General features: G+C 55.4%; 21 protein-coding genes. 6 read left to right on the top strand and 15 right to left on the bottom strand.

Annotated features, from left to right (window positions below; translation table 11 throughout):
- Positions 1–35: 35 nt before the first annotated feature.
- Together pfkA and KGP16_RS25715 are read left to right on the top strand one after the other, a co-directional pair.
- Positions 36–998 (top strand): 6-phosphofructokinase, encoded by a 963-nt coding sequence (gene pfkA, locus KGP16_RS25720; RefSeq protein WP_021181876.1) that lies wholly within the window; start codon positions 36–38, stop codon positions 996–998.
- Between the two features lie 179 nt (positions 999–1,177).
- The gene (locus KGP16_RS25715) at positions 1,178–2,167 is read left to right on the top strand and encodes a sulfate ABC transporter substrate-binding protein (protein WP_021807231.1); all 990 of its coding nucleotides are present in this window, start codon (positions 1,178–1,180) and stop codon (positions 2,165–2,167) included.
- 65 nt (positions 2,168–2,232) lie between these two features.
- Here KGP16_RS25715 and tpiA read toward each other — a convergent pair whose 3' ends face one another.
- A complete protein-coding gene (gene tpiA / locus KGP16_RS25710; RefSeq protein ID WP_021181878.1) occupies positions 2,233–3,000 on the bottom strand; it encodes a triose-phosphate isomerase in 768 nt (255 codons plus the stop codon).
- A gap of 127 nt (positions 3,001–3,127) precedes the next feature.
- Positions 3,128–3,715, bottom strand: coding sequence for a DUF1454 family protein (locus tag KGP16_RS25705; protein ID WP_094981607.1), 588 nt, complete (start codon positions 3,713–3,715; stop codon positions 3,128–3,130).
- 195 nt (positions 3,716–3,910) lie between these two features.
- Between KGP16_RS25705 and KGP16_RS25700 the strand changes: the two genes are divergently transcribed.
- Positions 3,911–4,330: a DUF805 domain-containing protein gene (locus KGP16_RS25700; RefSeq protein WP_021181880.1), complete on the top strand. Its 420-nt coding sequence runs from the start codon at positions 3,911–3,913 to the stop codon at positions 4,328–4,330.
- Between the two features lies 1 nt (position 4,331).
- Here the strand turns inward: KGP16_RS25700 and fpr are convergent, their stop codons facing one another.
- Both fpr and KGP16_RS25690 read right to left on the bottom strand, forming a co-directional pair.
- Complete coding sequence (gene fpr / locus KGP16_RS25695; protein WP_021807228.1) at positions 4,332–5,078, bottom strand: ferredoxin--NADP(+) reductase; 747 nt, start codon at positions 5,076–5,078, stop codon at positions 4,332–4,334.
- A gap of 4 nt (positions 5,079–5,082) precedes the next feature.
- A complete protein-coding gene (locus KGP16_RS25690) occupies positions 5,083–5,706 on the bottom strand; it encodes a metalloregulator ArsR/SmtB family transcription factor (RefSeq protein ID WP_021807227.1) in 624 nt (207 codons plus the stop codon).
- 308 nt (positions 5,707–6,014) lie between these two features.
- Between KGP16_RS25690 and emrD the strand changes: the two genes are divergently transcribed.
- Entirely contained in the window at positions 6,015–7,199 is a 1,185-nt protein-coding gene (gene emrD / locus KGP16_RS25685; RefSeq protein WP_223500534.1) for a multidrug efflux MFS transporter EmrD, read from the top strand.
- A gap of 32 nt (positions 7,200–7,231) precedes the next feature.
- On the opposite strand, the gene glpX is transcribed toward emrD, so the two are convergent.
- The 3 genes from glpX to KGP16_RS25670 form a co-directional block, all read right to left on the bottom strand.
- Complete coding sequence (glpX, locus tag KGP16_RS25680; RefSeq protein WP_059199387.1) at positions 7,232–8,242, bottom strand: class II fructose-bisphosphatase; 1,011 nt, start codon at positions 8,240–8,242, stop codon at positions 7,232–7,234.
- 121 nt (positions 8,243–8,363) lie between these two features.
- Positions 8,364–9,872: a glycerol kinase GlpK gene (glpK, locus tag KGP16_RS25675; protein ID WP_021181885.1), complete on the bottom strand. Its 1,509-nt coding sequence runs from the start codon at positions 9,870–9,872 to the stop codon at positions 8,364–8,366.
- Positions 9,873–9,915: 43 nt separating this feature from the next.
- Complete coding sequence (locus KGP16_RS25670) at positions 9,916–10,761, bottom strand: MIP/aquaporin family protein (RefSeq protein ID WP_223500532.1); 846 nt, start codon at positions 10,759–10,761, stop codon at positions 9,916–9,918.
- Positions 10,762–11,282: 521 nt separating this feature from the next.
- Here KGP16_RS25670 and zapB point away from each other — a divergent pair.
- On the top strand, positions 11,283–11,522 hold the full coding sequence (zapB, locus tag KGP16_RS25665; RefSeq protein WP_021181887.1) for a septal ring assembly protein ZapB: 240 nt from the start codon (positions 11,283–11,285) through the stop codon (positions 11,520–11,522).
- 54 nt (positions 11,523–11,576) lie between these two features.
- Here the strand turns inward: zapB and rraA are convergent, their stop codons facing one another.
- The 7 genes from rraA to priA form a co-directional block, all read right to left on the bottom strand.
- Entirely contained in the window at positions 11,577–12,062 is a 486-nt protein-coding gene (gene rraA / locus KGP16_RS25660; RefSeq protein WP_021181888.1) for a ribonuclease E activity regulator RraA, read from the bottom strand.
- 104 nt (positions 12,063–12,166) lie between these two features.
- The gene (locus KGP16_RS25655) at positions 12,167–13,084 is read right to left on the bottom strand and encodes a 1,4-dihydroxy-2-naphthoate polyprenyltransferase (RefSeq protein WP_021807224.1); all 918 of its coding nucleotides are present in this window, start codon (positions 13,082–13,084) and stop codon (positions 12,167–12,169) included.
- A gap of 97 nt (positions 13,085–13,181) precedes the next feature.
- Positions 13,182–14,516, bottom strand: coding sequence for an HslU--HslV peptidase ATPase subunit (gene hslU, locus KGP16_RS25650; protein WP_021807223.1), 1,335 nt, complete (start codon positions 14,514–14,516; stop codon positions 13,182–13,184).
- A 12-nt stretch (positions 14,517–14,528) separates the two neighbouring features.
- Positions 14,529–15,059, bottom strand: coding sequence for an ATP-dependent protease subunit HslV (gene hslV, locus KGP16_RS25645; RefSeq protein WP_021807222.1), 531 nt, complete (start codon positions 15,057–15,059; stop codon positions 14,529–14,531).
- A gap of 102 nt (positions 15,060–15,161) precedes the next feature.
- Positions 15,162–16,091, bottom strand: a complete 930-nt coding sequence (ftsN, locus tag KGP16_RS25640; protein WP_223500530.1) for a cell division protein FtsN — start codon at positions 16,089–16,091, stop codon at positions 15,162–15,164.
- 195 nt (positions 16,092–16,286) lie between these two features.
- Complete coding sequence (gene cytR, locus KGP16_RS25635; protein ID WP_024482873.1) at positions 16,287–17,315, bottom strand: DNA-binding transcriptional regulator CytR; 1,029 nt, start codon at positions 17,313–17,315, stop codon at positions 16,287–16,289.
- 280 nt (positions 17,316–17,595) lie between these two features.
- The gene (gene priA, locus KGP16_RS25630; RefSeq protein WP_223500529.1) at positions 17,596–19,791 is read right to left on the bottom strand and encodes a primosomal protein N'; all 2,196 of its coding nucleotides are present in this window, start codon (positions 19,789–19,791) and stop codon (positions 17,596–17,598) included.
- Positions 19,792–19,990: 199 nt separating this feature from the next.
- Here priA and rpmE point away from each other — a divergent pair, with 199 nt between their 5' ends.
- The gene (rpmE, locus tag KGP16_RS25625) at positions 19,991–20,206 is read left to right on the top strand and encodes a 50S ribosomal protein L31 (protein WP_021181895.1); all 216 of its coding nucleotides are present in this window, start codon (positions 19,991–19,993) and stop codon (positions 20,204–20,206) included.
- Positions 20,207–20,278: 72 nt separating this feature from the next.
- Here the strand turns inward: rpmE and metJ are convergent, their stop codons facing one another.
- Positions 20,279–20,596 carry a met regulon transcriptional regulator MetJ gene (metJ, locus tag KGP16_RS25620; protein ID WP_006317756.1) on the bottom strand — a complete coding sequence of 106 codons (318 nt, stop codon included), beginning with the start codon at positions 20,594–20,596 and terminating at the stop codon, positions 20,279–20,281.
- Between the last annotated feature and the right edge of the window lie 195 nt (positions 20,597–20,791).

Genomic DNA, 20,791 nt, shown 5'->3' with positions numbered 1-20,791 from the left:
TCTTAAGAAATTGCATCTACAGTTCAGAGGTAGTCATGATCAAGAAAATCGGTGTACTGACGAGTGGCGGTGACGCCCCAGGTATGAACGCTGCCATTCGTGGCGTTGTGCGTGCCGCGCTCACAGAAGGTCTGGAAGTATTTGGTATTTACGATGGCTACCTTGGTTTGTACGAAGATCGTATGGAGCAATTAGACCGCTATAGCGTGTCTGACATGATCAATCGCGGCGGCACCTTCCTGGGTTCTGCGCGTTTTCCAGAGTTCAGGGATGACAGCGTGCGCGCCAAGGCGATTGAAAACCTGAAAAACCGCGGCATTGATGCGCTGGTGGTCATCGGTGGTGACGGCTCCTACATGGGGGCGAAGCGCCTGACCGAAGAGGGTTTCCCTTGCATCGGTTTGCCTGGCACCATCGATAACGACGTTGCAGGCACCGACTACACCATCGGTTACTTCACCGCGTTGGAAACCGTGGTAGAAGCCATTGACCGCCTGCGCGATACCTCTTCATCACACCAACGTATCTCTATCGTGGAAGTGATGGGGCGTTACTGTGGCGACCTGACCCTGGCGGCAGCCATTGCCGGTGGTTGTGAATTTATCGTTCTGCCGGAAATCGAATTCAGCCGTGACGATCTGGTTGACGAAATCAAAGCCGGTATCGCCAAAGGTAAAAAGCATGCCATCGTGGCGATCACCGAGCATATCTGTGATATCGACGAACTGGCACGCCATATCGAGCAGGAAACCAAGCGTGAAACCCGTGCTACCGTATTGGGCCACATCCAGCGTGGTGGTTCACCGGTTGCTTACGACCGTATTCTGGCTTCCCGCATGGGCGCGTACTCCATCGACCTGCTGCTGCAAGGTTACGGTGGCCGCTGCGTAGGGATCCAGAACGAGAAGATGGTGCACCACGACATCGTTGACGCAATCGAAAACATGAAGCGTCCGTTCAAGGGTGACTGGTTGGAAACGGCGAAAAAGCTGTACTAATCCGGCTTGAACGCCGCGAAATAGCCTCCTTTGTTGGGGGCTTTTTTTTATCGGTAGCCGCTATATTCCAGAATGGTCTAGTACAACATTTTTTATTCTTTAATTGTGAGGGAAGTTTCTGGCAGGCTTTGATGCTAAATCAACCGCTTGAGGTTGCGTCATTTTCTGGGGGAACGGCAATGCAAAAATGGGGTGTGGGTCTGACTTTACTGCTGTTGGCATCGGGTGCTATGGCGAAAGATATTCAACTGCTGAACGTCTCATACGATCCTACGCGTGAGTTCTACCAGGAATATAACACGGCGTTTGGTAAGTATTGGCAGCAGCAGACCGGCGATAAGGTTACCGTGCGTCAGTCACACGGCGGTTCCGGCAAGCAGGCGACCTCGGTGATTAACGGCATCGAAGCGGATGTGGTCACGCTAGCGTTGGCATACGACGTGGACGCGATTGCCGAGCGTGGTCGTATTGATAAAGCGTGGATCAAGCGCCTGCCAGACAACTCGGCACCTTACACCTCGACCATCGTTTTCCTGGTGCGTAAGGATAATCCAAAACAGATCCATGATTGGGCTGACCTGGTGAAGCCTGGCGTGTCGGTTATTACACCGAACCCGAAAACCTCTGGCGGTGCCCGTTGGAACTATCTGGCTGCCTGGGGTTATGCTCTGCACAAGAACGGTGGCGATAAAGCCAAGGCTCAGGAGTTCGTCAAACAGCTGTACCGAAATGTGGAAGTGTTGGATTCCGGTGCACGTGGCGCAACCAATACCTTCGTTGAGCGCGGCATCGGTGATGTGCTGATCGCCTGGGAAAACGAAGCCTTGCTGGCAGAGAAGGAGCTGGGTAAAGACAAGTTTGAAATCATCACCCCGAGCGAATCCATTCTGGCTGAACCGACGGTATCGGTGGTGGATAAGGTCGTTGATAAGCGCGGCACCCGTGATGTGGCTACGGCTTACCTGAAGTATCTGTATTCACCGGAAGGCCAGACCATTGCGGCCAACAACTACTACCGTCCACGTGATGCAGCCGTTGCAGCCAAATTCGCCGAGCAGTTTCCAAAACTGAAACTGTTCACCGTGGATGATACTTTTGGCGGCTGGACTGAAGCGCAGAAGGTGCACTTTGCCACCGGCGGGATTTTTGACGAAATCAGCAAGCGCTGATCGCCAATTTTGAGCCATAAAAAACCCCGGGAAACCGGGGTTTTGTCATTTCAGGCCGGATAAAATCAGGCTTTTTTCGCCAGGGCAGCGGCTTTGACGATCACGGCGAAAGCGTCAGCTTTCAGTGATGCGCCGCCAACCAGCGCGCCGTCGATGTCTGGCTGAGCAAACAGCTCTGCAGCGTTCTTATCGTTCACGGAACCGCCGTACTGGATGATCACTTCGGCAGCGACTGCAGCGTCTTGCTTGGCAATATGGTCACGGATAAATTTGTGTACTGCCTGAGCTTGCGCTGGGGTGGCAGATTTACCGGTACCGATAGCCCACACTGGCTCATAAGCGATGACGGTGCCTTTGAACGCTTCAGCGCCCTGGGTTTTCAGCACGGCGTCGATCTGGCGCGCACAAACTTCTTCGGTTTTACCCGCTTCGTTTTCTGCTTCGGTTTCACCGATGCACAGCACTGGGATCAGGCCAGCGGCTTTCAGCACGGCAAATTTCTCGGCGATCGCTGCGTCGGTTTCTTTGTGATAGGTACGGCGCTCAGAGTGGCCGATGATGATGTATTCAGCACCGACGTCTTTGAGCATGGTGGCAGAAACTTCACCGGTGAAGGCGCCAGACAGGTTGATGTCGACGTTCTGTGCGCCCAGAGCGATGCGGCTGCCACCCAGTGCGTGCTTGGCCAGATCCAGATACATGACTGGAGGTGCGATGGCAACGCCACAACCGTCAACGCTGCTCAGTTCTTTACGCAAGGCGGCGATCAGTTCGTTAACCATGTGAACGCTGCCGTTAAGCTTCCAGTTACCCATTACTAATGGATGACGCATGTGTTTTCCTCCAAAAAGGGGACGCGAGAGTCTAAATGACAACTGCCGGACAGGCAGTTTACCTGCCCAACAGTATAGAGATGAATCAGTGCAAAGGCTTTGCTTTTTGTCATTAATTGCTGGGGTATCAGGGTTCAGATAGCGTTAGCTTAATCGGTTCAACGGCGAAGGTTACCCCCTTATCGCCGTTATCTGCTACCACATAGCGTATTGCCCCGACCTGTTGTTGGTAGAAGTAGGAGCCTTTGCCTTTTTCCAGCAGGTTGTTCACCTTGATGATGCTTTCTTCCACGGTGAGTGTCGGTTCAAACTGGCGGCTCAGGGCTGCCATGTAGTTCACCGCGATGGCTTTGGCCGCTTTTTCTTCGCCATCCTGCAACAGCAAATGGGTAATTTGCAGGGTTTTAATCTTACCGGTGCCCTTTTCCAGCGCGGTAGAGGCGTACAGGTTTTCGTTAATCTTACTGGCCGCGCGGGTCAGCAAAGGAGAGTCATCCTCTCTTGAGGGGACTACGCGGAATTCACCAATCGGCAACGTTGGGTTGTCGCGGTTGTACTTCTCGCGAAATTGTACCACCGTCAGATCGAAGGTGGGCGCGCCAGCCAGCAAGTAGGGGGCGTTCGCCGGGGCTTCGGAAGGCGTATCCGTTGGATCGGCCCAAGCACTGCCGATGGGGGGGCACAGGCAGGCTATAACGATGATTTTTTTCAGCATGGTATACGGCATCGGTAACAAAGATGACTCCGATTAAAACGATAACCCGGGGGAATTGTCAAAAATTCCGCGTGATTGTCGTTTGCTGACGCAAGGCGGTGCGATGGTCTGCGCTTTACCGGGGCTAGCTTAACCCGGTATGGCCTATGTTACACTGCGGCGCAGAATATGGGCAGGCCAAGAGTGCATGAATCGATGAGCTTACAGCAATGGTGTTTTTCCTTTAAGGGCCGTATCGGGCGGCGCGACTTCTGGATCTGGATGGCTGTCTGGGTAGTGCTGATGGCGGTGGCTTTCACGCTGGCCAACTACGATGTGGTAGCGATCCAGACCATCGCCTTTTGCATTGTGGCGCTGCTGTGGCCAACGGCGGCGGTGCTGGTCAAGCGCCTGCACGATCGCAATAAAAAGGGCTGGTGGGCGTTGCTGTTGATCCTGGCGTGGATATTGGCAGCCGGTAACTGGCAGATGTTGGCACCGGTCTGGCAGTGGGGCGTGGGGCGTTTTATTCCGACGCTGATTGTGGTGATGATGGCGATCGATCTGGGGGCTTTTCTGGGCACCCCAGGGGATAACCGATTCGGGCCAGAGGCCGAACCGGTAAAATTCCGCTGAACTACCAGTAATGCTCGCTGGTGATATGGCCCGGCTTGCGGCGCAGATGTTTGCGCATCTGATATTTCTCTTTCAGCGTTTGCTGGGTATCTCGCACCATCTGCGGGTTGCCGCACAGCATCACATGGCTGGTTTCGGCATCCAGGGTCAAACCGACTGCCGCTTCCAGTCGGCCGTCTTCCAGCAGAGCAGGAACGCGCCCGGTCAATGAGCCAGCCACCTCTTCGCGGCTGACCACGGTTTGAATGCGTAGTTTGCCGTTAAAACGCTGTTGCAGCTGCTGCATCAGCGGCAGGTAGCTGAGATCGCGGGCAAATCGTGCGGCGTGCACCAGTACCAGGTTGTTGAAGCGATCCAGATCTTTGCCTTCTTGCAGGATCGACAGATAAGGGCCGATGGCGGTGCCGGTCGCCAGCATCCATAAGGTGTCGCAGTCTGGCACTTCTTCGAGCACAAAGAATCCGGCGGCTTCTTTGGTGACCATCACTTCCGCTCCGGGCTGCAACTGATGGAGGCTTGGGCTGAGTTTTCCTTCCGGCACTGTGACCAGATAAAACTCCAGGTTGGGATCGCTGGGGGCATTAACGTAAGAATAGGCGCGCTGAACGCGCTCGCCGCCTATTTCTAGTGACAGCTTGGCAAACTGCCCGGCGGTGAAACTGTCGATCGGGGCATTGACGGTGATGCTGAACAAACCATCGGTCCAATGTTGTACCCCTGTCACTTTGCCATTAACCCATTCAGCCATACTTTTAACGCTCCCGTGGTCGGATCAAATAAGCACAATGTCGTGAGCCGGAGATGGCATGCGCGGTACGTTCTATCCGGTAGCCTTTACCAAACAGGCGATGGAACAGCTGCAGTTCGGAGTTGCACAGGTTGCTGCAAGTATGGGCCGCCACGCCGATCGGACAGTGGTTTTCCACCAGCAACATGCCCTGCGGGCTTTCCAACAGTTCCGCCATATAGCCGTCACGCTGGCGTAGGTTAACCAGGCGGTTGAGCTTGCTGAGATGGTCTTCTTCCTCTGCCAGCTCATCGGCGTACCGGTGATAGAGTTTATCCTCGCGCGCCCGGATCAGCTTTTCTATACCTTCGGCACCGAACAGCTCATGTGCAGACTCCAGCAGGATCGCCGAAAGCCGATCGTGTCCGTCGGCAAACTGGGCATGGCCCTGTTGGGTCAAAGACCAGTAACGCGTCGGGCGGCCTACTTTGGCGCGCGTTTCCTCGTAGCAAACCAGCTCACGTTGTTCAAGGGATTGCAGATGCTGGCGGATCCCCATCGGCGTGATTTCCAGCCGCTCTGCCAGCATTTTGGCAGAATGAGGACCCAAGGTTTTTAACTGCAATAAAATCAGCTCTGGTGTTTTCATAAAACCCAAATCCCTGTGGCGGTATCTTATTTCAAGTTGATGGAAATAATTATCGATTAAGTGTTAAAGCTAATCTGATGCAAGTTTATCATTTTTAACTCTTTCCCGTTATGACAACAGATACGTACAGTTTGATTTACGAGACTGGTAGCGATAGGTGCCAGTGTGACGGCGATCTATATTTGCCCGAAACTCGCTAAAAAAATCAGATTTGTTAGCTTATGCGTCGCTGAGAAGCTGCTCTGTGGTTCCCCCTGGGGTATTGGGCGGGGTTGAGTGTCGCAATACTGAATAAGTTAATGAAGATAATGAGAAAAGTTGAGAACTTCCACCTGCTGGTGATGCTGATCCTGCTGGTTGCCGTCGGTCAGATGGCGCAAACCATTTATGTCCCCATCATCGCCGATATTGCCCGCGATCTCTCGGTGCCCTCCGGCTCCGTGCAGCGCGTTATGGCGGCTTATCTGCTGACCTACGGCTTCTCGCAGCTGATCTACGGACCGCTTTCCGATCGCATTGGCCGCCGCCCGGTGATCCTGGCTGGCATGATGATTTTCCTACTTGGTGCCTTGGGCGCTTTGCTGGCCAACAGCCTATCGATGTTGGTAGCCGCCAGCGCGGTTCAGGGTATGGGCACCGGCGTGGCGGGCGTGATGGCCAGAACCATGCCGCGCGATCTGTATGCGGGGACGTCCCTGCGATATGCCAATAGCCTGCTGAATATGGGCATTCTTGTCAGCCCGCTGTTGGCTCCGGTGATTGGTGGGGGATTGGCGATGATGTTTGGCTGGCGGGCTTGTTATGGCTTCCTGCTGGTGTTGTGCGCCAGTGTAGCGTTTGCCATGTTCCGTTGGTTGCCGGAAACCCGGCCGCAGCAGACGGAAAAACGCCGCATGTTCTCCAGCTTCCGCCAACTGTTGGCGGATGGCACTTTCAGCTGCTATCTGGTGATGTTGATCGGCGCTCTGGCCGGTATCGCCGTCTTTGAAGCCAGCTGTGGCGTGTTGATGGGCGGGGTGTTGGGCCTGAGCGGTTTGACCGTCAGTATCCTGTTTATCCTGCCGATCCCGGCGGCGTTCTTTGGTGCTTGGTATGCCGGGCGTGACGGCAAATCCTTCCACAGTCTGATGTGGCATTCGGTGATCAGTTGCCTGTTGGCCGGGCTGATGATGTGGATCCCTGGTTGGTTCGGGGTGATGAATATCTGGACGCTGATCGTGCCTGCGGCGTTGTTCTTCTTCGGTGCCGGGATGCTCTTCCCCCTGGCGACCACCGGTGCGATGGAGCCGTTCCCTTATCTGGCCGGGGCGGCGGGTGCCCTGGTGGGCGGCATGCAGAATATGGGGTCTGGACTGGCGACATGGTTGTCAGCCATGCTGCCGCAAACCGGGCAGTTCAGCCTTGGCTTGCTGATGTTTGCCATGGCGTTGTTGATTTTGCTGTGCTGGTGGCCGCTATCGAGCCGTATGCAGCATCAGGGACATACCGCCTGATAGAGACGGGGCGCGCTCTGCGCCCCTAGGCGTTAAAGCAGGAATTCGTGCAGCGCTGCGTCTTTGCGATCCAGATAGTGGGTCGAACGGATGCGGCGGATAGTGCGCGATTTGCCCCGAATTAACAGGGTTTCGGTGGTGGCCATATTGCCTTTGCGGCTGATGCCCTCCAGCAGATCGCCCTTGGTGATCCCGGTCGCGGCAAAGATCACGTTATCGTTGCGCGCCATTTCATCCAGAACCAACACTTTACCGGCTTCGATGCCCATTTCTTTACAGCGGGCCAGCTCCTGCTCGCCGATACGGCGATTATCTTCGTTATCCCCTTTGACCTGATGGCGAGCCAGCAGGCGGGCTTGCATATCGCCATCCAACGCACGGATCACCGCAGCGGAGATCACGCCTTCCGGTGCGCCACCGATGCCGTACATCACATCCACTTCGCTTTCCGGCATACAGGTCAGGATCGAGGCGGCGACATCACCGTCGGGAATAGCGAAAACCTTCACCCCGAGCTGCTGCATTTCTGCGATCACCGCATCGTGGCGCGGTTTAGCCAACGTGATCACCGTCAGCTCCGTCAGTGGTTTACCCAGGCAGGCAGCGACGTTGTTCAGGTTGGTGGCTAGCGGCAAGTTGAGATCGATCACCCCACGCGCCTGTGGGCCGACGACCAGTTTTTCCATATACATATCAGGAGCGTGCAGGAAGGTGCCGCGGTCGCCTACCGCCAGGACAGCCAGCGCATTGGATTGCCCCATTGCGGTCATGCGCGTACCTTCGATGGGATCGACGGCGATATCCACCGCATCGCCCAGCCCGGTGCCGACGTTTTCGCCGATATACAGCATCGGGGCTTCATCAATCTCACCTTCACCGATCACGATCCGGCCATCGATATCCACTCTGTTGAGCATAATGCGCATGGCATTGACGGCGGCACCGTCGGCGGCGTTTTTGTCACCACGCCCCAACCATTTATAACCCGCAAGTGCGGCGGCTTCGGTAACGCGGGAAAATTCGATGGCTAATTCACGTTTCATGGCAAACCTGTCAGTGAGAAAAGGGAAGAAAATATCGGCAAAGTTTACCACAGGGGGGAGCTGGCAGGGCGAGGCAATAAAAACGCTGCCCGAAGGCAGCGCTGTTGCAGGGTAAAACGAATCAGTCGTGATCTTCCCAGGCTTGTGCACGAGCCACGGCCTTTTTCCAGCCGCTGTAACGGAAATTACGCTCGGTAGTTTCGATACCCGGACGGAATTCACGCTCGATGTTGGCTTTGCTCTTCACCTCATCCAGATCGCTCCAGTAGCCAATCGCCAGCCCGGCCAGATAGGCCGCGCCCAACGCCGTCACTTCACGCACTTCAGGACGTTCGACACGGGTGCCGAGGATATCGGACTGGAACTGCATCAGGAAGTTGTTGGCTACCGCACCACCGTCCACACGCAGCGATTGCAGACGGGTATTGGCATCGGCCTGCATAGCATCCAGCACGTCGCGGGTCTGGTAGGCGATAGACTCCAGCGTGGCGCGGATGATGTGGTTGCTGTTGACGCCGCGGGTCAGGCCGAAGATGGCGCCACGGGCATACGGGTCCCAGTAGGGGGCACCCAGGCCGGTAAAGGCGGGTACCACGTAGACGCCATTGCTGTCTTTGACCTTGGTGGCGAAGTATTCGGAGTCTGCGGCATCGCTGATCAGTTTCAGCTCGTCGCGCAGCCACTGGATAGAGGCCCCACCAATAAACACCGCACCTTCCAGCGCATAGTTCACTTCCCCGCGTGGGCCGCAGGCGATGGTAGTCAGCAGGCCGTGGCTGGAGCGTACTGCCTCTTTGCCAGTATTCATCAACAGGAAGCAGCCGGTGCCGTAGGTGTTTTTCGCCATACCCGGCTGAACGCAGAGTTGGCCATACAGCGCCGCCTGCTGGTCACCGGCGATCCCGGCGATAGGAATACGCGTCCCGCCTTTACCCCCGATGTTGGTCTGGCCATACACTTCGGAAGAAGGGCGGACTGCTGGCAGCATGGCGCGTGGGATATCCAGCGCCTCCAGCATACGATCGTCCCAGTCCAGCTCATGGATGTTGAACATCATGGTACGTGAGGCGTTGGTGTAGTCGGTCACGTGAACCCGTCCTTGGGTCATCTTCCACACCAGCCAGGTGTCGACGGTACCAAACAGCAGTTCACCGCGCTTGGCACGTTCGCGCGCGCCTTCGACGTGGTCGAGGATCCACTTGACCTTGGTGCCGGAGAAGTAAGGGTCAACCACCAGGCCGGTATTGTGGCGGATATACTCTTCCAGGCCATCACGCTTGAGTTTTTCACAGATGTCGGCGGTGCGACGGCATTGCCAGACGATCGCGTTATAAATCGGCTTACCGGTCTCTTTTTCCCAGACGATGGTGGTTTCACGCTGGTTGGTAATGCCGATCCCGGCGATTTGATCAGAACTGATATCGGCCTTGGCCAGCACTTCGACCAAGGTGGAACTTTGTGAGGACCAGATTTCCATCGGGTCATGTTCTACCCAGCCGGCCTTCGGATAGATCTGCGTAAATTCACGCTGTGAAACCGCAACAATATTGGCATCGTGATCGAGCACTACGGCACGTGAACTGGTGGTTCCCTGGTCGAGGGCGACAATGTATTTTTTTTCGGTTGTCATAATTTTGAGTCCTACTGTGGTTAACCGTTTAAAGCCGTGCCAATCACGCTTTACGTTGTTCTGGTTTAGGGGCGGGTTGCTCTTCCTCGAAGCAAACGTCACAAGGCAGATGGCGACCGATCAGCGCGCGGTAACCAAAGGCACCCAAACCGGCACCGACGATAGGGCCGAAGATTGGCACCAGGAAGTAAGGGATGTCGCGAGCGCCGGTGAAGGCCACCTTGCCCCAGCCTGCCAGATAGGCGAACAGTTTCGGGCCGAAGTCACGTGCCGGGTTCAGTGCAAAGCCGGTTAATGGTCCCATAGAGGCACCGATGACGGCAATCAGAATACCGATCAACAGCGGTGCCAGCGGGCCGCGTGGAATGCCGTTGCCGTCATCGGTCAGTGCCAGGATCAGGCACATCAGGATGGCGGTGATCACGGTTTCTACCAGGAAGGCCTGGCCAACGGAGATATGTGCGTTGGGATAAGTCGAGAAAATACCGGCCAATTCGAGGCTTTCGTTGCTGCCACGCACCATCTGGTGGGCGGCTTCAAAATCAAAGAACAGACTGTAATACAGCCCGTAAACCAATGCTGCCGCGCAAAAGGCCCCCGCAATCTGCGCAACGATGTAAGGGAGTACTTTGCGTCCATCAAAGCAGGCGAACAGCCACAGCGCGAGCGTGACGGCCGGGTTCAGGTGAGCACCGGAAATGGCGGCGGTCAGATAGATGGCCATCGCCACCCCCAGGCCCCAAATGATGCTGATTTCCCATTGGCCGAAGCTGGCACCTGCCAGTTTCAGCGCTGCAACACAGCCTACGCCAAAGAAAATCAACAGACCGGTGCCGAGGAATTCAGCGATGCACTGGCCTTTTAAGGTCGGACTGATGGTTTGGCTCATAATATTATTGTCCTGCAGACGACGGTTATAGGTTATCTAGGCTTGGCGCGTTGGCGTTTTGGCCTTGAGCTACAGAGTTTTTCTTCACGTCCTCTTATCGGTTGAGGATGTGATGTAAATTTATCGTTAACGAGCATAAACGAGAAATAGCGAAATCAAAATGTGTGTACTTCGTCATAAAATTGAGCGAATTCGCGTTGTTTGGTGTTCTTTCTGCACCATAAAACGGTGATCTGACCAGTTATTTTGTCTCTATTTGTTAACAACCCAGCCGTTTGGCAGCGGTGACTTTCAGCTTTGACCGATAGCCAGGGTAGGAAAATTGCAACAGAGTGCGCGTTGGGTCGGTATGTTGCTAGACACTGGGGGGCTGGCTACTTACAATCGTTTTTATTGCGGGAAAGGTTTTATCGAAACAGGCGTTGGGCCTGTTGGTTACGCGAGCATATTCGCAGTCGCTGCAGCTAAGGTTGCGGCGCTACTTATGGATGTACGCCTTGCTATCATGAGGGGACTGAAGAATGTCATTTGAAGTATTTGAAAAACTGGAAGCAAAAGTTCAGCAGGCGATCGATACCATCACGCTGTTGCAGATGGAAATTGAAGAGCTGAAAGAGAAAAACAATTCCCTGTCTCAGGAAGTCCAGAGTGCTGCGGGTAACCACGAGTCACTGGTGCGTGAAAACCAGCAGCTGAAAGAAGAGCAGCACGTGTGGCAAGATCGCCTGCGCGCATTGCTGGGTAAAATGGAAGAAGTCTGATCCATTAGCTCCAACGAAAAGGGCGCCTCAGGCGCCCTTTGTCATTTTCTGCGGTTACTCGATATCGAGCGGATCTTCAGAAAGGATGATGCCGGTGTTGTCGGCATACAGATGATCGCCAGAGAAGAAGGTCACACCGCCAAAATTAACGCGGATATCACTTTCGCCTATCGCTTCGCTGGTGGCTCCTACCGGGATTGCTGCCATCGCCTGAATGCCGATGTCCAGTTCTTCCAGATCGTCCACCTGGCGCACCGCACCGTAAACCACGATGCCTTCCCATTCGTTCTGAGTCGCCAGACGGGCCAGCTCCGCGTCGATCAGGGCACGGCGTACCGAGCCGCCGCCGTCGATCACTAACACGCGGCCACGGCCGTTTTCTTCGAGCAGTTCAAACAGCAGGCCGTTATCCTCGAAGCATTTCACCGTAGTGATTTGCCCGCCAAATGAAGTACGTCCGCCAAAGTTGGAGAACAGAGGCTCAACTACGTTGACCTCTTCCTGATAGATATCGCAAAGTTCGGAAGTATCGTATTTCATAGGATTTTACGTCTGTTTGCCGCTGGAATAACCAGTATATCCCTTTATTCGCCCCGTTGGCAAAATCATCAGTGCCAGAATGCGTTCTGCTACGCAAGTCTCAACTAACTGAGCACCACGCCAATCGCAAACAGCACGTTGGCGAGCAACGCGGCCTTGACCATATGTTCCAGCATTGGACGCATGCCGACGGCCGTAGGGTCACGTAAGACACGCATTCCGTGGCGATACAGAAACGGGATGGCCAGCACAAACAGCCAGCCCCATAGGCTGTGCAGGTTAAGCAGGGTAAACAGGGCAAAGCAGACCACGGCGGCAATCAGCAGCGTTGCGTGGTAATAGCGCGCATTCTGTGGACCAAGGCGGACGGCCAGGGTATTTTTGCCGTTAGCGCGGTCACTTTCGATATCGCGCAGATTATTGATGTTCAACACCGCCGCTGCGAGCAGACCACAGGCGGTGGCTGGCAACATTACGACGCTATCGAAAGTGTGAGTCTGTAGATAGTAAGTGCCTGCCACGCTGAGCCAGCCGAAAAACACCAATACCGAAATATCGCCCAGCCCCAGATAACCGTAAGGTTTGGTGCCCACGGTGTAGGTAATGGCCGCGACAATCGCTAGCCCGCCCAGCACCAGGAAGCCCACCACATCGCTGGGTTTTTCACAGGCGACGGCGATTAGCCAGCAACCGGAAATGGCGATCAGCACTACCGTCAGCATCAAGGCCCGTTTCATCTGGCTTTGGGTGATCATGCCCTTTTGCATGCCGCGCAACGGACCGATACGGTCTTCTTTATCGCTGCCTTTTACCGCATCACCGTAATCGTTGGCCAGGTTGGAGAGGATCTGCAGCAGACCTGCGGTCAGCAGAGCCAACAGCGCCACGCCGGGCTTCAAGCTGCCCTGCCAGGCGGCGATCGCGGAACCGACAACGATGGAGGCAAAGGCCAATGGCAGGGTTCGTGGTCGTAAACTTTCCAGCCAGGCTCTGGCCGGGGTGGTGGTGGTTGATGAGCTCATATTTCGCTTCAGTAAGTCAAAAGACGGTGTCCGTTAAAAATAAATGTGGGAGGCAATGCCTCCCACAAAGATAACTGACAGGACAGTGATAGAGCGATTATAGGATAAAACGACTCAGATCTTCATCCGCTACCAGTTCATCCAGATGATTGCGCACGTATTCGGCGTCAATTGTAATGGATTGGCCGCCAATTTCACTCGCATCGTACGAAATATCTTCCATCAGACGCTCCAGCACGGTGTGCAAACGACGTGCGCCGATGTTTTCGGTGCTTTCGTTAACCTGCCAGGCGGCTTCAGCGATGCGGCGGATACCGTCAGCGGTGAAATCGATGGTGACGCCTTCGGTAGCCATCAACGCTTTGTACTGCTCGGTAAGCGACGCGCTTGGCTCGGTCAGGATACGTTCAAAATCTTCCGTGGTCAGCGCTTGTAGCTCAACGCGGATTGGCAGACGGCCTTGCAGTTCCGGGATCAGGTCGGAAGGGCTGGCAGTCTGGAATGCACCGGAGGCGATAAACAGAATGTGATCGGTTTTCACCATGCCGTGCTTGGTCGATACCGTACAGCCTTCCACCAGCGGTAGCAGGTCGCGCTGGACGCCCTCGCGGGACACGTCTGGGCCGGAGCTCTGGCCACTGCGCTTACAGATTTTGTCGATCTCATCGATAAACACGATACCGTGCTGCTCAACGGCTTCCACCGCCTGCTCTTTCAGCTCTTCCGGGTTTACCAGCTTGGCTGCTTCTTCTTCGATCAGCAGCTTGAAGGCTTCCTTGATCTTCACTTTACGCGGTTTCTGCTTCTGCCCACCGAGGTTCTGGAACATCGATTGCAGTTGATTGGTCATTTCTTCCATGCCCGGAGGAGCCATGATTTCCACGCCCATCGGGGCTGCAGCCAGATCGATTTCGATTTCTTTATCGTCCAACTGACCTTCACGCAGTTTCTTGCGGAATGCCTGGCGAGCGGCAGAGGGTTCTTGCTGCTCTTCGGCCTGGCCCCAGTTGTTTTTGGCCGGCGGGATCAGCACGTCGAGAATGCGTTCTTCTGCCATCTCTTCCGCACGGGTGCGGTTTTTCTCGATCGATTGCAGACGCACCATTTTCACGGCAGCATCGGTCAGATCGCGGATGATAGAGTCCACTTCCTTACCCACATAGCCCACTTCGGTGAACTTGGTGGCTTCTACCTTGATGAAGGGAGCGTTGGCCAGTTTAGCCAGACGGCGGGCGATCTCGGTTTTACCGACGCCAGTTGGGCCGATCATCAGAATGTTTTTTGGGGTCACTTCGTGACGCAGCATCTCGTTGAGCTGCATCCGGCGCCAGCGGTTGCGCAGGGCAATGGCGACGGCACGTTTGGCTTTGTTTTGGCCAATGATGTAGCTGTCCAGTTCGCTGACGATCTCGCGCGGGGTCATTTCAGACATGGTATTCGATCCTTACGCTTTGGAAGGCAATTCTTCAATGGTGTGGAAATGGTTGGTGTAAATACAGATGTCACCGGCGATGTTGAGGGATTTATCCACGATCTCGCGGGCGCTTAATTCGGTATTTTCCAACAGCGCACGAGCGGCAGATTGGGCATAAGGGCCACCAGAACCGATCGCAATCAAATCATTTTCAGGCTGGATCACGTCACCGTTACCGGTGATGATCAGCGAGGCATTCTCATCGGCTACCGCCAGCAGGGCTTCCAGCTTGCGCAGCATGCGGTCGGTACGCCAGTCTTTTGCCAGCTCAACGGCCGCTTTTACCAGATGGCCCTGGTGCATTTCCAGCTTACGCTCGAACAGTTCGAACAGGGTGAAAGCATCAGCGGTACCCCCGGCGAAACCGGCAATCACTTTATCGTTATACAGGCGACGGACTTTTTTGACGTTGCCCTTCATTACCGTGTTGCCCAGTGTGGCCTGGCCATCGCCACCGATCACTACCTGGCCGTTGCGGCGTACGCTTACAATTGTTGTCACGAGCAGACCCTCGTTGCGGACGGAAAGAAGTCCCCGCAGCCTCTGCGTTGGCAGAGACTACGAGGCATATTGAGACTATAGATGGGGGGAGATTGACGCTTTTCAACCCCCGACGGAGAGGGGAATGCAACTTGACATGCCAATGCCTTTCAGGCGCGACAGGGTTTTGTCTGCGGCGGTGCGGCTGCTGTATGGGCCGAGCATCACACGATTCCAGCCACCGCCTGCGGTGACCCGGCTTTCAACCCCTTCAAACGCCAGCTGTGCCCGTACCGACTCGGCCTGATCGGCTGCGCGGAACGAACCACATTGCACCATCCACTTCTGCTTCGACTCCGGTTTGGTTTCCGGCTTGGCCGCTTCCGTTTTTACTTCTTGTTTCACTTCTGGCTGACGGGTCTGCACTTGCGGAGTCACGGCCTGTGGTTTTGGTTGCTGTACCTGCGGCTTCGGCTGTTGTACCGGTTGCTGCTGCACGGGTGCTGCGCCGTTGTTGAACGGGTTGCGAGGCTGAGTGGTCTGCTGTTGCTGTACCGGTGGCGCTATCTGCTGCTGTACCGGCTGTTGTAACTGTTGTGGCCGCCCACCGTTACGCAGCTGTGAAGGATCGTTGTAAGGCACCTCAGACAGTTGCGTTGGGCGCTGCTGCATATCGGCCTGCATCTGCTCCAGCAATTGGCGCTGTTCGTCGGTCAACTGCGTTTTGGAGTTGACCTCTCCCCCGGCGGTTGGCTCGGTAGGTGTCTTGACGCCGATCTGGCGGTTCTCCAGCTCTTTGATGTAACGCCAACGCTCTTCCGGCTTCGGTGGCAGACCGTTGCCCGGGCGTGTGCCATGCGTAGGCAACATCGGCGTTTCATCCGGTTTGTTGTGGGTAATGAAATAAAGACCACCGATAAAGACAACCAGAATGGCGACGGCAAGCGCCACCACGGTTTTGGATACCTTTGGAGAACTGCGTTTTTTACGGCTGGGGGTCTTGCGCCGCGCTGCTCCTGAGCGCCCGCGGCCTACATAGTCTCTCTGTGCCACTATAATTCCGCTGTGTCGTGATGAGGTTAAAACCTATCCTCTAGCTATTTTATCGGCCATTTTGCATAAGCTTACTGCCCTGTAGGTGTAGGCAGGCTCCGGGGAGCGGTTCTGGCAAAATGACCACAACAATGATCATTACGCCGGTTTGGCCGGCGCTGGGTCAGCCATGTTACTTAACCCAAAAATATTTGACTAGCGTTTAGGGGCCGCGGTGCTGCCTCTGATGATCAATTCACTGTCCAGTAACCGGGAACCGCTGTTCACGGTTTGCCCATGCAACTGTTCCAGCAGCAGCAACATTGCCTGCTGACCAATCTGGAAGCGGGGCTGTGCCACGGTGGTCAGCGGTGGATCGCAATACTGCGCCAGCTTGATATCGTCAAAGCCGACAATCGACAGATCCTGCGGTACACGCAAGCCCAGCTTTTTCGCCTGGGACAATACGCCGATCGCCATGACGTCGCTGTGACAAAAGACCGCCGTTGGCGGTTTCGGCAGCGCCATCAGTGAGGCTAACGCCTGCGCACCGGCTTCGTAGGTGAAGTCACCCCGGGTAATATAGCTGCTTTCGACGGTAATGCCATTACGGCGTAGCGCCTGAATGTAGCCTTGCAACCGATAATGGCTCAGCGGCATCTGTTCTGGCCCGGCGATACAGGCGATCTGTTTATGGCCAAGCTGATGCAGATAATGTACGGCTTCAAACGCGGCGGTCAGGTTGTCGATATGTACCGTTGGCAGTTCCAGCTCCGGTGCAAACTCGTTGGCCATTACCATTGGCGGCAGGTTGCGTTGCTCTTCCTTGCTGGCGTCGAAAGGCAGGTTGGAGCCGAGCAGCAGCATGCCATCGATTTGTTTGGTGATGATCAGGTTAACGAAGGTGCGTTCCTGTTGGTTCTGCTGCGCACAGTCGCCGATCAGCACCAGGTAACCCTGCTGCGCTGCCGTTTGCTCGATCCCCTGGATCACGTCGGCAAAAAACGGATCGCAGATGTCCGGGACGATCACCAGGATAGTGCGGGATTCATTGCGTTTGATATTGCGTGTCAGGGCATGAGGGGAGTAACCCACGGCCAGCACGGCCTGTTCCACTTTCTGGCGCGTTGGCGTTGACACCTTTTCCGGATTCATCAGCGCACGCGACACGGTTGCCGTGGAAACGCCGGCCATTTCGGCAACGTCTTTCATGGTCGCCATGGGTAATTCTTGCTTGTGTTCCAACGCCTTTCTCCTTGCGTCAGCACCCGGCTAACGCGGTTACTTCAGTTTGCTCACAAATTCTGGCATGCAGTGGTGGTGGTGTTATTTTTAGCGTCATCCACATTCAAGCATTCCATTGCCTGGCTGAAAAAATGCCTTCACCGACATTCTAAACAGATTACGAGCCGCTTTTGTTACCTAATTTGCATGAAAAGTGTGACGCAGGAAGGTTTTTTCGTGTTCGCTCGCAAATTGTGGTGTAAACGTTTGCTTTTAACCATGGAATTGAGAGTTTTCTTAATCAACTATCAATGGGATCAACGTCTAACGTCCATTTGACTTTACGTGCCTGAGGCAGGGTGCCAATCAATGGCAACGTGCTTTTTATCAGGTGCTGTAACAGTTTTCTGGACGGGTGCTGCAACAACAGTTGCCAGCGGAAGCGACCCCCGCGTTTGGGTTGCAGTGCCGGAACCGGGCCCATTACCCACAGCGAATCATCCTTCAGCGGGCTGGCTTCCAACAGATTGCGTAGCTGCTGTAAGAACAGCGGTGCCTGCTGATTATCGTGATCTTCCGAACGCACGATGATGTGGCTGGTGTAGGGCGGCAGGAAGACGCTGCTACGCTCGGCCAGGGTTTGCTTGGCAAAGGCGTCGTAACCCTGTTGCAAAAGGATTTGCAGTAATGGGTGCTCTGGGTGATGGGTTTGCAGCAGCACTTCACCCTGCTTGCCCGCCCGCCCGGCACGGCCTGAAACCTGAGTATAAAGCTGGGCAAACCGCTCGGCAGAACGGAAATCGGCGGAGAATAGCGCGCCGTCCACGTCGAGCAACGCCACCAGGGTGACATCCGGGAAGTGGTGGCCTTTGGCCAGCATTTGCGTGCCGATCAGAATACGTGGGCCGCCACGGTGAATATCGGCCAGATGCTGTTCCAGCGATCCCTTGCGGCTGGTGGTATCGCGATCGATACGGGTAATGGCGGTTTCCGGGAACAGGGGAGCCAGTTCGTTCTCCAACTGTTCAGTACCGACGCCGACGGAAACCAGGTTGGTGGTACCGCACTGCGGGCACTGATGTGGCACCGGGCGCTGGCTGTCGCAGTGGTGGCAGCGCAGCTGGCGTTGATGCTGGTGGAACGTGTAGTAATGGTCGCAGCGCTGGCATTCGGCGATCCAACCGCACTCATGGCACAGCAGCGCGGGGGCATAGCCACGGCGGTTAAGGAACAGGATCACCTGATTGCCGTTCTTCAGGTGGTGCTGCATGCTTTTCAGCAGAGGCTGAGAGAGCCCGACCTTCAGCGGCAGGCCTTTCAAATCGATCAGATGCTGATTGGCCGGTTTGGCGTTGCCCGCCCGCTGGGTCAGTTTGAGCTGGCGGTATTTGCCTAACTGCACGTTGTGCAGCGTTTCCAGCGCCGGTGTTGCAGAGCCCATCACTAGTGGGATGTTTTCGGCGTGAGCGCGGAATACCGCCAGATCGCGAGCGTGATAGCGCCAGCCTTCCTGCTGTTTATAGGAGCTGTCGTGTTCTTCGTCGATGATGATCACCCCAAGGCGTGAGAAGGGGGTGAACAACGCCGAGCGGGTGCCGATCACAATGGCGGCTTCACCGCTGCGCGCGCGTAGCCAAACGGCCAGCCGTTCGCTGTCGTTCAGGCCGGAGTGCAGGACTTCTACCGGTGCGTTGAAGCGTTCACGAAAGCGAGCGATGGTCTGCGGGGTGAGGCCGATCTCCGGCACCAACACCAGCGCCTGCTTACCTTTCGCCAGGATATTTTCCAGCACGCTGAGGTAAACCTCTGTTTTGCCGGAGCCGGTGACCCCGGCCAGCAGCCAGGCGGCAAACTGCTCGTCTTCACTGCGGATAGCGCCCACGGCGGTGGCCTGCTCGGTATTGAGCCGCAATCGTTCGCCGAGCACGGCAAAGCCTGGCCGCCAATCCTGCGTTGCCACAGTTTGCGAACGCAGGTCGATCAAGCCTTTGGCCCGCAGCGCCTGGAGCGCGCTTTCCGTCAGCTCCAATTCGCTGACCTGATGGCGATACACCGGGCGTTGCAGCAGTGCCGCCAGTGCCTGTTGCTGCTTCGGCGCACGCTTCAGGCTTTCCGGCGGGGTTGCGCGCCCCTGTTCGGTAGCAAACCATTGCCACAGCGGGGCGGCTTCTGCGGGCTTACCCTGACGCAGCAGAATGGGCAGCGCATGGAACAACACTTCACCGATCGGGTAATGGTAGTATTCGCTGGCCCACAGCAGGATGCGCCACAAGCTGGTGGTGAACAGCGAGTCGTTATCCAGCAGGCTATCGATGGGCTTGAGCCTTTCCAGCGGCAGTTCACTGCTCTCGCTGCTGCCGGTGATGATGCCTATCGCCCGTTGCTTTCCCCAAGGCACACTGACGCGCGCGCCGATGACCGGCTGCAGGCCTGCGGGCAGCAGATAATCGAAGGTGCGGGCAAGGGGAACCGGTAGAGCAACGTGTACAACAGGCATGTGGCTGTCCAGGTAGAAAAAAGTGTTGGCTAGTTTACACGGTAGGCTGGCAAATGTACGGATCCGATTGCGCGCTACATTTTATTCTGTATAATTTGCCGCCTTTGGTATAATCCCATATCAAAACCTATTATCAACCACGTGTGGTGTCTGGCGGAACAGGGCTGGATAGCGACACGGCCTTAACTGAGGTTCTCCCATGAAAAAAGGTATTCACCCTAAATACGAAGAAGTTACTGCAAACTGCTCTTGCGGTAACGTGATCAAAATCCGCTCTACCGTGGGTCACGATCTGAACCTGGACGTTTGTGGCGAATGCCACCCGTTCTACACTGGCAAGCAGCGTGATGTTGCTACCGGTGGCCGCGTTGACCGCTTCAACAAGCGTTTCAGCGTGCCAGGCGTTAAGAAATAAGTTTTCTTATCGTCAGATGAAAAAGGCGCCTTCGGGCGCCTTTTTTCGTTTTTGCCTTCGGTGCAGGCAGGATCAATATTCCCAGGTATCAGGGTCGACACCCAATTCTCGCATCAGTACTTTCGCGGCTTCCGGGATTTCATCGCTGCGTTCTTTGCGCAGGTCTTCATCGTTCGGCAGCGGCTGGCCGGTAAAGGCGTGCAGGAATGCTTCACACAGCAGTTCGCTGTTGGTGGCGTGGCGCAGGTTGTTTACCTGGCGACGAGTCCGTTCATCCGTCAGGATTTTCAGCACCTTCAGCGGAATGGATACCGTGATTTTTTTGACTTGCTCGCTCTTTTTACCGTGTTCAGCGTAAGGGCTGACATACTCGCCGTTCCACTCAGCCATGGGACACCTTAAAATTGTCTGAAAAATACAAAATTCTAAAAACCGGCCAATTATGCCCGATCTTCACTGTGCTCACTAAATAAATGTCTACTTTACGCGATAAGGGTCACTGAATCTGATGATTTAATAGGCTATGCCTATGCATTGTTGGGCTGACATCTTATCAATATTACAAACCGCCATAATTTTAGCGGG

Origin of the sequence: Serratia sp. JSRIV006 (assembly GCF_019968685.1) — a bacterium.
Classification (GTDB): domain Bacteria; phylum Pseudomonadota; class Gammaproteobacteria; order Enterobacterales; family Enterobacteriaceae; genus Chania; species Chania fonticola_B.
Note: the sequence above shows the minus strand (reverse complement) of the source record. Positions and strands in the feature narration are given on the sequence as shown.